The organism is Pseudomonas artemisiae (assembly GCF_057128685.1).
In genome coordinates this window covers 1-12310 of record NZ_JBSKHS010000006.1, presented here as the reverse complement: position 1 = coordinate 12310, position 12310 = coordinate 1, and the positions used below count along the sequence as shown (strand labels likewise).

Here is a 12310-nt window from a genome sequence, read left to right as displayed (position 1 = left end):
AAACGAACCCGTCATGATTCTGCCTTGGCTGATCCTGATTCCCTTCATCGGCGGCCTTCTGTGCTGGATGGCTGAGCGCTCAAGCGCCACCCTTCCCCGCTGGATCGCATTGCTGACCATGTCCCTGGAATTGGCACTGGGGCTTTGGCTCTGGTCCCAGGGCGATTACTCACTGGCACCGGCCCCAGGCGCGGACCCGGTTTGGGCTGTTGAATTCAAGCTGGCCTGGATTCAGCGCTTCGGCATCAGCGTGCATTTGGCGCTCGATGGCCTGTCCTTGCTGATGATCCTGCTCACCGGCCTGTTGGGCGTACTCTCGGTGCTGTGCTCGTGGAAAGAAATCCAGCGCCATGTGGGCTTCTTCCACCTGAACCTGATGTGGATTCTGGGCGGGGTGATCGGCGTGTTCCTGGCGCTGGACCTGTTCCTGTTCTTCTTCTTCTGGGAAATGATGCTGGTGCCGATGTACTTCCTCATCGCACTCTGGGGTCACAGCTCGGCAGACGGCAAACGGACCCGTATCTACGCCGCGACCAAGTTCTTTATCTTCACCCAAGCCAGCGGCCTGATCATGCTGGTGGCCATCCTTGGCCTGGTGCTGGTGAACTTCAATGCGACCGGGGTCATTACCTTCAACTATAGCGACCTGCTCAAGGCCAACCTGCCTGCCGGTACCGAGTACCTGCTGATGCTGGGCTTCTTCGTGGCTTTCGCCGTGAAGCTTCCTGTAGTGCCGGTACACTCCTGGCTGCCAGATGCCCACGCACAGGCGCCTACCGCAGGTTCCGTGGACCTGGCCGGTATCCTGCTGAAAACCGCTGCCTATGGGCTGCTGCGCTTCGCCTTGCCGCTGTTCCCCAATGCTTCGGCCGAGTTTGCACCCATCGCCATGGGCCTTGGGTTGGTCGGGATCTTCTACGGTGCCTTCCTGGCGTTCGCACAGACTGACATCAAGCGCCTGATCGCCTATTCGAGCGTGTCCCACATGGGCTTCGTGTTGATCGGCATTTACTCCGGCAGCCTGCAGGCCCTACAAGGCGCCGTGGTGCAAATGGTGGCTCACGGTTTGTCGGCGGCCGCGCTGTTCATCCTGAGCGGCCAGTTGTACGAACGCCTGCATACTCGGGACATGCGCGAAATGGGTGGCCTATGGTCGCGCATCGCTTACCTGCCGGCGATTAGCCTGTTCTTTGCCGCCGCGTCTCTAGGCTTGCCAGGTACGGGTAACTTCGTGGGTGAGTTTCTGATCCTGCTGGGCAGCTTCGCTTCCGCGCCTTGGGTCACCAGCATTGCCACCTTCGGGTTGGTAGTAGGTTCGGTGTACTCGCTGATCATGATCCACCGCGCCTACTTTGGCCCGGCCAAATCCGATGCCGTGCTGCATGGCATGGACGGCCGCGAGCTTGCGATGATTCTGCTGCTGGGCGTACTGCTGGTATTGCTGGGCGTGTATCCCCAACCGATTTTGGACACCTCGGCCGCTACCATGGCTGGCGTTCAAAGCTGGTTAGGCTCGGCTTTCTCTCAACTTGCATCGGCCCGGTAACCTGCAATGGAACTGACCTCTACACACTTTCTGGCATTGGCGCCGTTGCTGATTACCAGCGTCACCATCGTGGTGGTGATGCTGGCCATCGCTTGGCGCCGTAATCACTCCCAAACCTTTTTGTTGTCCTGCGCGGGTTTGAACCTGGCGTTGCTGTCAATCCTGCCGGTGCTCAAGATCACCCCCTTAAGCGTGACCAGCCTGTTGCAGGTGGACAACTTTGCCTGCCTGTACATGGCGCTGATCCTGATTGCCACCCTGGCCTGCGTGACCCTGGCCCATGCCTACCTGGGGGATGCTGGCTCCGGCTACCCAGGCAACCGTGAAGAGCTGTACCTGTTGATCCTGTTGGCAGCGGCGGGCGGCATGGTATTGGTGTGCGCACAGCAACTGGCCGCACTGTTCATCGGCCTGGAGCTGCTATCCGTACCGGTCTACGGGCTGGTGGCTTATGCCTACTTCAACAAACGGTCGTTGGAAGCCGGTATCAAGTACATGGTGCTGTCAGCCGCTGGCTCTGCCTTCTTGCTGTTCGGCATGGCCTTGCTGTACGCCGACGCTGGTACCCTGAGTTTCAGTGGCATCGGCGCGGCCTTGGCGGCCACTGGCATGCCGAGCCAGCTGGCGCAATTGGGCTTGGGCATGATGTTGGTAGGCCTGGCGTTCAAACTGTCCCTGGTGCCCTTCCACCTCTGGACCCCAGACGTATACGAAGGCGCCCCGGCACCGGTAGCGGCGTTCCTGGCCACTGCAAGCAAGGTGGCGGTGTTTGCGGTGATCGTGCGCTTGTTCCAGCTTTCACCAGTGGCTAGCAGCGGCGCATTGAACACTGTTCTGAGCGTGATTGCCGTCGCGTCCATCTTGGTAGGTAACCTACTGGCGTTGAACCAGACCAACCTCAAGCGCTTGCTGGGGTATTCGTCCATTGCCCACTTTGGTTACCTGCTAATCGCCCTGGTGGCCAGCAAGGGCCTGGCGGTAGAAGCCATCGGTGTTTACCTCGCGACCTACGTGATCACCAGCCTGGGTGCCTTTGGCGTTATCACCTTGATGTCCTCGCCTTTCAAAGGCCGCGACGCCGATGCGATGTTCGAATACCGTGGGCTATTCTGGCGCAGGCCATACCTTACGGCCGTACTGACGGTGATGATGCTGTCCTTGGCCGGGATTCCGCTTACCGCAGGCTTTATCGGCAAGTTCTACATCATGGCCGCTGGCGTGGAATCTGGGCTGTGGTGGCTGGTCGGTGCCTTGGTATTGGGCAGCGCCATTGGCCTGTTCTACTACCTGCGGGTGATGGTTACCCTTTACCTGATGGAATCGAGCATTCCTCGCCAGGACGCGCCGTTGAACTGGGAGCAGCGTACTGGTGGCGTGATGCTGCTGGCCATCGCCATCCTGGCTTTCGTGCTTGGGGTATACCCGCAGCCACTGATAGACTTGGTGCAACACGCGGGGCTGCAACTGATGGGCTAATGGCCCACCGCTAATAAAAAACCCCCGCTTGGCGCATTGCCAAGCGGGGGTTTTTTATTGCCGATAGTTTGGCAGACCATGCACAGCTATAAGCGGTTTTAGCCTACATCCCTTGCGCGTGGACGAAACACAGCTTATTGCCCTCTGGGTCCCGGCAGTAGGCACCGTAGTAATCCGGCGCGTAGTGGGCACGTATGCCTGGCCTACCCTCGTCGCTACCTCCATTGGCCATGGCAATGGCCCAAGCGGCATCCACCTGCTCGTTGGATGCACAGGCAAAGCTGACCTGATTGCCATTGCCAGGCGCCGCAGGCTCGCCGTTGAATGGCGCCTGCACGAAGAACTGCGGCCAACGCTGCCCTGGGCGTTGCCAGCCTTTGCCGGGAGGCCCGCCATCATTCTCGTCGGGCATCAGCTCCAAGCCCAGTTCGGCCAGTACCTTTTCATAGAACCCGGCCATAACGGCCAGGTCCCGCGCGCCTACGATGATATGCGAATACATAAGGCCCCCTCGGCTTCGATCAGCTAAACAGCTTAGCCGCGGTTTTGGCCACCAGCTCGCCTTGGTGACGGGCGCCTGCCAGGTCGATTTCACTAGGTTGACGAGAGCCGTCACCGCCGGCCAGGGTACTGGCGCCGTAAGGCGTGCCGCCGACGATCTCGTCCATGCTCATCATGCCTTGGTGGCTGTAGGGCAGGCCCACGATGACCATCCCAAAGTGCAGCAGGTTGGTGATCAAAGAGAACAGCGTGGTTTCCTGGCCGCCGTGCTGGGAGGCGGTGGACGTGAAAGCCGCGCCTACCTTGCCGTTGAGCACGCCCTTGGCCCACAGGCCACCGGCTTGGTCCAGGAAGGCGGCCATTTGGCTGCTTACCCTGCCGAAACGAGTCGGGCTGCCCAGGATGATGGCGTCGTATTCGGCCAGGTCTTGCACGGTGGCAACAGGCGCGGCCTGATCGAGCTTGAAATGCGCGGCCTGCGCTACTTCTAGAGGGGCGGTTTCCGGCACACGTTTAACATCCACAGTGGCACCGGCGGCGCGCGCGCCTTCGGCGACCGCATCAGCCATGGTTTCGATATGCCCGTAGGAGGAGTAATAGAGAACAAGAACTTTAGCCATAGAACGCTCCTTGAAAGGTCACGCCAGAAGGGCGCGAGCCCATGAAGTTCGCATACCTTGAAGCACGAAGATAACGCGGGGATTCGAACGGTTTCATCGATCCGCCAGATGTAACCTTTTACCAGTGTAGCCAATGCCTGGGCAGCCTCAGGTTGCCGGGGCCTTTGGCGAAGCCGACGGGCTGGCGTATTGGGGTTTAAGATGCCCATCCGGGTCCAGCAGCCAGGCATCGAGGACCTCTCGCACCACCGGGCCGGCGACCCTGCCACCGGCCTCCCCATTCTCGATCATCACCGCCACCACGATCTTCGGGTTTTCCGCTGGAGCAAAGCCCACGAACAACGCGTTATCTCGATTTCGCTCCAGGGTCTTTGCGCGGTTGTAGCGCTCACCCTGGCGAATGGCGACCACCTGAGCGGTACCGCTTTTGCCCGCGATGCGGTACTGCGCGCCAGCGGCGGACTGTCGAGCGATGCCCCGGGCGTCGTGCATCACAGCCTGCATTCCACGGTTGACTTGCTCCCACTCCCCGGCATCGCGCAATACGATGTTCGGCATGGGGTTGGTGTCCACTGGCGGCTGCCCGCCCACGGATTCGGCCAGGCGCGGCCGGTGCCATACGCCTTTGCTGGCAATCAGCGAAGTGGCCTGCGCCAGTTGCAGCGGGGTGACCTGCATATAACCCTGGCCGATACCAAGAATCAGGGTTTCCCCTGGGAACCAGGGCTGGCGACGGGTTGCCCGCTTCCATTGCTCTGAGGGCATCAGCCCTGGGGCCTCTTCGAACATGTCCAAAGACACTTTTTGGCCGATGCCGAAACGGCTCAGGTAATCGTGCAAGCGGTCAATGCCCAGGCGGTGAGCGGTTTCGTAGAAGTAGGTATCGTTGGAGCGCATGATGGCCGCGTACAGGTCTACCCAGCCGTCGCCACTGCGGTTCCAGTTACGGTATTTATGATCATAGTTGGGCAGCTCATAGTAGCCAGGGTCGAACACCCGCGTGCCGCCAGTGATAACCCCGCTGTCCAAGCCCGCTACGGCAACTTCTGGCTTGATGGTGGAGCCAGGTGCGTAGAGCCCGCGCAGCACCCGATTAAATAGCGGCCGGTCGATGGAGTCACGCAGGGCTGTGTATTCCTTGTAGCTGATGCCAGTCACGAACAGATTCGGGTCAAAGCTCGGCTCACTGACCATGGCCAGCACTTCCCCGGTTTGCGGGTCCAAGGCCACGATCGCGCCCCGCCGGCCGGCCAGGGCTTTTTCTGCCGCCTGCTGCAGGTTGGCATCCAGGGTAAGCGTAATGTTCTTGCCTGCTACTGGGTCGGTATGGCGCAGCACGCGCATCACCCGGCCCTGGGCATTGGTTTCCACCTCTTCGAAGCCCACGTGGCCATGCAAGGCACCTTCATAAAAACGCTCCACCCCGGTCTTGCCCACCGACTGCGTACCGCGGTACTCGATAGGGTCCAGCACCTTGGCTTCGCTTTCGTTGATCCGCCCTACATAGCCCAGTGAATGGGCGAACTGCTCGCCCAGGGGGTATTCACGAACAAATTGTGCCTCTACGTCCAACCCCGGCAGCAAGAACTGGTTCACCGCGATCAGGGCGATCTGCTCCTCGCTCAGCTCATACATCAGGGTTACAGGCTCAAAGGGGTGGCGGGCGCGACGCAAGTCTTTGTCGAACTGGTGCCGCTGCTCTTCGGGCAGTTGCAACAGCCGGGCCAAGGTATCGAGCACCTGGGCGGTATCCCCGGCGCGCTCGCGGGTAAGCGTGAGGTTGAAACTGGGTCGGTTATTAGCCAGTACCACTCCATTGCGGTCGTAGATCAGCCCGCGCTCCGGTGCAATGGGCAGCACGTGCACGCGGTTGTTTTCAGAAATGGTGGAGTGGTACGCGTACTGAATCACTTGGAGGAAATACAGCCGCCCAACCAATGCCAGCGCCAGCCCCACCACTAAGAGTGCACAGGCCACCAGCCGCCCATTGACCAGGCCCTGTTCCTTATCGTGGTCTTTAAGAGGAATGGGTTCTGGCATGGCACCGCTCGTGTCTACAGATCGAAGCGCCCGCCAGGGGCGAAGCGCTCGATCCGTAAATCACGCGGTCAACGCTGTAGGTCTGGGGGCAGTTGTATGGTGGGGCGGTTACTGGCAAAGATGCTCCAACTGGAAACGAACAATGCCGCTACCAAGGGCCCTATGACGAAACCGTTGAGGCCAAACACCGCTAAGCCACCCAGGGTAGAAATCAACACCAAGTAGTCCGGCAATTTGGTGTCCTTGCCTACCAGGATGGGCCGCAACACGTTGTCTACCAGCCCGATCACGAAAATGCCGAACAGGGTAAGTATCACGCCACGCCACATCTGGTCATCGAGGAAGAAGTACGCCGCCACCGGCGCCCATACTACCCCGGCCCCTACCGCGGGCAATAATGAAAGAAATGCCATCAACACGGCCCAAAGCAGCGCGCTGGGGATATCCAGTGCCCAAAAGATGAAGCCGCCCAACGCACCTTGGGAAATGGCTACCAGCATATTGCCCTTCACCGTTGCTCGTACCACACGGGTGAACTTTAACTGCAAGCGGCGCTTTTGTTGCTCGGCCAAAGGCACGGCCATGCGCATTTTACGCACCAGTTCCGGCCCGTCACGCAAAAAGAAGAACACCAGGTAGAGCATCACGCCAAAGCTGACAATAAAGTCCAGGGTACCCTGGCCAAAGCTGAACGCTTGAGACGTCAAGGCCTCGCTACCCTGCATGGCGCGTGCTGTCACCTTCTCCCGCAGCCCATCCAGGTTACCCATGCCCAGGCGGTCGAGCAGGTGTTGCAGGGGGTCGGGCAAGGCGTGCTTGAAGTGGCTGGCATAGGCCGCCACATCCAACTGCCCGCTTTGAATGTTTTTATAGACAGTCGTGCCTTCCTGCACCAGCAGCCCACTGATGATAATCACCGGCAGCACAGCCACCAGAATGCAGATGGACAGGGTGACCACCGAGGTGGTATTGCGGGACCACTTGTAGCGCTGGATCATCTTGCGTTGCAGCGGGGTAAACAGAATGCTCAGGATCACCGCCCAGAACACAGCACCGTAATACGGCAAAAGAATCCAGATAAATGCCACTGTTACCAATACAAGTAACACCAGAAGGCACTTGTAATGGAGGTTATTTTCGTTCATGCGCATTCCATGTCAGCTAGGCCTTCGACACCCCTGGTGGGGTGCCTGATGCTTAGTCCGACAGCGAGGCGCTAAAGTGCCCTGAGCGATTGGTCAGATTTTGAATTGTGCCACCAGCCGCCCCAGGCCTTGCCCCAGTGCCGCGAGCTTGCGGGAGGTCTCGGCGCCATGACGGGTTTCATCGGCCACTTGATCCACGGCACTGGCAATGTGGTGCACGCTACGGTTGATCTCTTCCACCACAGCGGTTTGTTCCTCGGCGGCGGTGGCGATCTGGGCGTTCATGTTACGAATAGTCTCGATCAACTGGCCAATGGCGTCTAGGGAACGGCCGGCTTCGTTGGCCCGTACGCTAGTACCCTCGCCTGCCTCGCTGGAGCGGCGCATGGCTTCCACAGCATCGCGGGTGCCGTTTTCCAAGCGAGCAATCATACCCTGGATTTCCTGGGTGCTCTGCTGGGTACGGCTGGCCAGCGCGCGTACCTCATCGGCGACTACCGCAAAGCCCCGACCCGCTTCACCGGCTCGCGCGGCTTCAATAGCGGCGTTAAGCGCCAATAGGTTGGTTTGTTCGGCGATGGAGCGAATCACACCCAGCACACCGACGATAGCGCGCACATCATTTTGCAGTGTATCCAGGGAGTTGCCGCTCAGGCGAATATCGGCCACCAGCGAGTGGATCTGCGCCACGCTGCCGTCGACCACCTGTTTAGCCTGCCTGCCTTCTTCGTCCGTTTCTTGAGCCGCGGTGGCGGCGCCTTGGGCACTACGGGCCACTTCTTGAGCGGCGCCAGACATTTCGTTGACCGCCGTGGCTACCTGGTCGGTTTCCTGGCGTTGACGTTCCATGGCCTGCTCGGAACGCTGGGCCTGGTCAGCCACTTCACTGACCAACCCGGTCAGCTCGCCCGTCATATTGGCGATCTGCCGAACCAGCCCGTGGATCTTATCGGCAAAGCGGTTAAAGGAACCGGCCAGTTGACCCAGTTCGTCCTGGCTGGTCACCGGCAGGCGACGGGTCAGGTCGCCTTCACCAGCGGCGATGTCGTCCAGGCTGTGCTTCATCAACTCTAGCGGCCGCACGATATTGCGTGCCAGCGCCCAGCCCAGCAATGCGATCACCACCAGCACGGCAGTGGCGATGCCAATGATGCTGGTAAGCATGTCTACAGTACGTGCATGAACCGCCTCGCGTACTTGGGCCAACTGAGCATCGATACCGTCGAGGTTGACCGCAGTGCCTATGACCATGTCCCATTTCGGTAGGTATTCGGTGTACGCAAGCTTAGGCACCAGTGTTTGCGTACCTGGCAGGCTGGAGGAGTAGCTGACGTAGTGGGTGCCATCTTTGCCCACGCTTACCAAGTCCCGGTTCACGTATACGCCATTAGGGTCCCGCGCATCGATAAAGCTTTTACCTACGCCTTCGCTGCTATTGCCTTTAAATAGCCGCACCGCTTTGGAGTCATAGCCGAAGAAATAGCCGTCCTTGCCATAGGTGACTTGGGACAGCATTTTAATCACTTGCGCGCGTGCAACGTCATCGTCGGCGCCAGCGGCGTCGTAGATCGGCTTCACCGTACCCAGGGCCACCGCCACGTAATCCTGTAAGGAGGCCTTGGCGGCAGACATGAAGCGTTCGCGGGTATCCCGGATCTCCTGATCTGCCTGCTGATGCAGCAGCCACAGGGAGAAGAGGCTGATGACCAGCGCAAATAGCACTACAGGCACGATGGCGAGGGATAGGACCTTGCTCTTCAAGCTAAGGCGCATAGAAAATTCTCATTGGCAGAAAAGTAATGCCCGGTTATCGGCCTTCTTGCCGTGAAGTTGAGCGACGGGCTGACATCAGCGGCGAGGGAGTGCGATGCTGATCCGCAATCCTCCCAGCGGGCTATCGGCCAGGGCCATGGTCCCGTGACAGGCCTCGATGATATCTCGCACTATTCCCAAGCCTAGCCCATGCCCTTGAGTCTGCTCGTCCAGCCGCTCCCCCCGAGTAAATACTTGCTGTCGGGCCTGCATCGGGATACCTGGACCATCATCTTCCACCTCTATCTGGTAGCCCGCGTCAGACGTGCCGATGCTCAAGCGCACGTGGCTATCAGCCCACTTGCAAGCGTTATCCAACAGGTTGCCCAGCAGCTCGAGCATGTCCTCCCGGTCCCAAGGCAATACCAAACCTGGAGGGCAGTGCGCATCGAGCTCAAGGTGCGTGCCATGGAGGGTGGTCAGGGTCGCCAGCAAGTTAGGCACTTCACTTGCGCAGTTGAAGCGGGTACCGGTCATGGCGTCGCCCGCCAAGCGTGCCCGTGCCAGTTCTTTATCAAGCCTGGCCTGTATCTGACCCAGTTGCTCCAGCAGCGCGGCGCGTAACGCTGGGTTACCTTCCAGGCGCGGGCCTTTGACCTGGCTGAAGAGCACTGCCAAAGGGGTTTTCAAGGCGTGCCCCAGGTTACCCAGCGCAGTACGTGCCTTTTTCAGGCTGTCTTCGGTATGGGCCTGCAGATGATTGATCTGCGTAATCAGCGGCTCAAGCTCCAAAGGCACTTCTAGTTGCAGTTGCTCTCGCTTGCCTTGCTGAAGCTGTGTCAGCTGCACCCGAGCGGCCTCCAAGGGGCGCAAGGCACGGGTGACGATCAACCGCTGCAGCGCAAGCACTGCCAACAGCAAGAGTGCCCCAAAAGCCAACCCCCACCGGCGAAGCCTGGCAAAGCTTTGGTGAATGGGAGTGTAGTCTTGGGCGACGGTGATGGATATTACGTTACCCAACCGGCGGTAGTCGGCGCGCAACAGGATGACTTCTTGCCCATCCAGGCCGGTCGCCTGTACCTCTGCCCTTCCAGGGGTGGCCAGCGAGGGAAGCTCTACATCCCATAAAGAGCGCGAACGTAGGTGGCGTTCAGGCAGATCAATTTGATAGTAGTACCCTGAAAATGCGCGGTCGTAAGCGGGCAGTACGCGATCAGGGAGCAGTTCGATGCCGGTAGGCGTACGGGCCAGCGCCAGTAGTAGAGTCTCGCTTTGACTGCGCAGATTGCTCTCCAGGTAACGCTTTACGCCGCTTTCAAACAGCCATAGGCCTGCCTGAGCAAATGCCAGCCCCCCTAGTAAGAGAACACTGAGCAGGCCTACGCTCAACCGTGCCTGTAGAGACTTCACGCGGCTGTTACGCCAAAGCAGTAACCCTGCCCGCGCCGTGTTTCAATTACCGTTTTGCCCAGTTTTCTTCTCAAATGGTTAACGTGCACTTCCAGTACATTGGAGTCTCGCTCGGTTTCACCATCGTACACGTGGTCCGCCAGGTGCCCTTTGGACAGAATCTGGCCTGGATGCAGCATAAAGTAGCGCAACAGGCGAAACTCCACGGCGGTCAGGGCAATGGACTGCCCATCGTTCTGGACCGTTTGCGTAGCTTCATCCAATGTCAGCCCGCCGGCTTGCAAATGCGGTTGATTAGGTAGCCCTTTGGACCGGCGCAGCAGTGACTGGATACGCAGTACCAGTTCTTCAGGGTGGAACGGTTTGCTCAGGTAGTCGTCCGCGCCAGCCTTGAGCCCTTCGATACGCTCTGCCCAAGAGCCACGGGCCGTAAGCACCAATACGGGTGTGTTCACCCCGGACGCGCGCCATTGTGCCAATACCTCTAGGCCAGGTAGGCCTGGTAGACCCAGGTCCAGGATAAAGCAGTCGTAAGGTTCGATCTGCCCTTGGGTCAACCCATCGCGACCGTCGCTGCGCCAGTCCACCGCATAGCTGTGGGTAGCCAGCAACGTCATCAATTCATCTGCCAGCGGAACTGAGTCTTCAACCAATAACAAACGCATTCAATCGTCTTCCTTGTCTTCCAGCAGGTCGCCTGTAGCCGCGTCGAACTCTAATTCACGCACCTGCCCGCTTGGCAGCAAGATTTCGATTTCGTAGACATAACGGTTGTCTTCGCGTTCCAGCTCCGCCTCTAGAAACTGCGCTGCCTCATAGCGCGCCAGGGCCTTGGCAGTCAGTTGCTCCAGCGGCAAAATCACACCTTGTTGACGCAGGCGAAGGGCTTCGTCCTGGGTGAGGTCATGGGCACTGCTAAGGTCGACAGTGAACATCGCTAGGAGCAGGCACAAAGCACGCACCGTAATCATTGAGGCACCTCCGTCGGTGTGGGCCTTTGCCAGTGGTATAGCGGGCATATGCCATTTGCCTGGCATGTTAACGACATGCCCTTAAGTGAACCTGAAGCCTTCAGGCGCGCCTGACAATAACGATGCTGGTAACATTCCTCTTTGCCTTATGAATGAGTATTTGCAGCGTGGAAATTTTCAAAGAGTTTACGTTTGAATCGGCACATAAACTGCCGAACGTACCCGAGGGCCACAAATGTGGGCGGCTTCATGGGCACTCCTTCAGGGTAGGTTTGCACCTGACCGGAGCAGTAGATCCTCATACGGGCTGGATACGTGATTTTTCAGAGATCAAAGCCATCTTCAAGCCGATCTATGAGCGCCTGGACCACAATTACCTGAATGACATCCCAGGGCTGGAGAACCCCACCAGCGAAAACCTTGCAGTGTGGATTTGGGGAGCGCTTAAACCGCTGTTGCCAGAGCTAAGCAAGGTGAGGATTCACGAAACCTGCACCAGTGGGTGTGAGTACGAAGGAGACTAAGGGAAACCGCTTCGTGGACACCGTTTTAATCTTCACCGCATAAGTGGGATTACTGTAGGAGCGAGCGCAAGCTCGCGAATGTTCGCCAGCTCCGCTGGCTCCTACACAGGGGCTCGAGTGTTTTCAGGCCACACAGACAAAACCCCTGACCGCGGAGCGATCAGGGGTTTTGGGGTTTGAATCTTGACGATGACCTACTCTCACATGGGGAAACCCCACACTACCATCGGCGATGCATCGTTTCACTACTGAGTTCGGGAAGGGATCAGGTGGTTCCAATGCTCTATGGTCGTCAAGAAATTCGGTAGCCGCCTCGTGTCACACA

The 12310-nt window shown here is 58.9% G+C and carries 11 protein-coding genes, 1 rRNA gene and 1 pseudogene; 3 read left to right on the top strand and 10 right to left on the bottom strand.

Going from position 1 to position 12310, the window contains the following annotated elements; all coding sequences use genetic code 11:
• Positions 1 to 13: 13 nt before the first annotated feature.
• A complete protein-coding gene (nuoM, locus tag ACWKV4_RS09075) occupies positions 14 to 1546 on the top strand; it encodes an NADH-quinone oxidoreductase subunit M (protein ID WP_483831747.1) in 1533 nt (510 codons plus the stop codon).
• Between the two features lie 6 nt (positions 1547 to 1552).
• Positions 1553 to 3022 carry an NADH-quinone oxidoreductase subunit NuoN gene (gene nuoN, locus ACWKV4_RS09070; RefSeq protein WP_483831746.1) on the top strand — a complete coding sequence of 490 codons (1470 nt, stop codon included), beginning with the start codon at positions 1553 to 1555 and terminating at the stop codon, positions 3020 to 3022.
• Between the two features lie 103 nt (positions 3023 to 3125).
• Here nuoN and ACWKV4_RS09065 read toward each other — a convergent pair whose 3' ends face one another.
• The 9 genes and pseudogenes from ACWKV4_RS09065 to ACWKV4_RS09025 form a co-directional block, all read right to left on the bottom strand.
• A complete protein-coding gene (locus tag ACWKV4_RS09065) occupies positions 3126 to 3524 on the bottom strand; it encodes a VOC family protein (RefSeq protein ID WP_483831745.1) in 399 nt (132 codons plus the stop codon).
• 19 nt (positions 3525 to 3543) lie between these two features.
• On the bottom strand, positions 3544 to 4143 hold the full coding sequence (gene wrbA / locus ACWKV4_RS09060; RefSeq protein ID WP_483831744.1) for an NAD(P)H:quinone oxidoreductase: 600 nt from the start codon (positions 4141 to 4143) through the stop codon (positions 3544 to 3546).
• A 147-nt stretch (positions 4144 to 4290) separates the two neighbouring features.
• Positions 4291 to 6183: a penicillin-binding protein 2 gene (mrdA, locus tag ACWKV4_RS09055; protein ID WP_483831743.1), complete on the bottom strand. Its 1893-nt coding sequence runs from the start codon at positions 6181 to 6183 to the stop codon at positions 4291 to 4293.
• Positions 6184 to 6251: 68 nt separating this feature from the next.
• On the bottom strand, positions 6252 to 7328 hold the full coding sequence (locus ACWKV4_RS09050) for an AI-2E family transporter (protein ID WP_483831742.1): 1077 nt from the start codon (positions 7326 to 7328) through the stop codon (positions 6252 to 6254).
• A 93-nt stretch (positions 7329 to 7421) separates the two neighbouring features.
• Positions 7422 to 8177, bottom strand: coding sequence for a methyl-accepting chemotaxis protein (locus ACWKV4_RS09045; protein WP_483831924.1), 756 nt, complete (start codon positions 8175 to 8177; stop codon positions 7422 to 7424).
• Positions 8178 to 8279: 102 nt separating this feature from the next.
• A pseudogene (locus tag ACWKV4_RS09040) lies at positions 8280 to 9101 on the bottom strand (cache domain-containing protein); the annotation flags it as partial.
• Between the two features lie 75 nt (positions 9102 to 9176).
• Complete coding sequence (locus ACWKV4_RS09035) at positions 9177 to 10490, bottom strand: ATP-binding protein (RefSeq protein WP_483831741.1); 1314 nt, start codon at positions 10488 to 10490, stop codon at positions 9177 to 9179.
• A complete protein-coding gene (locus ACWKV4_RS09030; RefSeq protein WP_483831740.1) occupies positions 10487 to 11155 on the bottom strand; it encodes a response regulator transcription factor in 669 nt (222 codons plus the stop codon). Before ACWKV4_RS09030 ends, ACWKV4_RS09035 begins: the two co-directional genes overlap by 4 nt.
• The gene (locus ACWKV4_RS09025; protein ID WP_483831739.1) at positions 11156 to 11461 is read right to left on the bottom strand and encodes a PepSY domain-containing protein; all 306 of its coding nucleotides are present in this window, start codon (positions 11459 to 11461) and stop codon (positions 11156 to 11158) included. It lies immediately after the preceding gene.
• Between the two features lie 167 nt (positions 11462 to 11628).
• Here ACWKV4_RS09025 and queD point away from each other — a divergent pair, with 167 nt between their 5' ends.
• Positions 11629 to 11985, top strand: coding sequence for a 6-carboxytetrahydropterin synthase QueD (queD, locus tag ACWKV4_RS09020; RefSeq protein WP_483831738.1), 357 nt, complete (start codon positions 11629 to 11631; stop codon positions 11983 to 11985).
• A 181-nt stretch (positions 11986 to 12166) separates the two neighbouring features.
• Here queD and rrf read toward each other — a convergent pair.
• Positions 12167 to 12282, bottom strand: a 5S ribosomal RNA gene (rrf, locus tag ACWKV4_RS09015).
• Between the last annotated feature and the right edge of the window lie 28 nt (positions 12283 to 12310).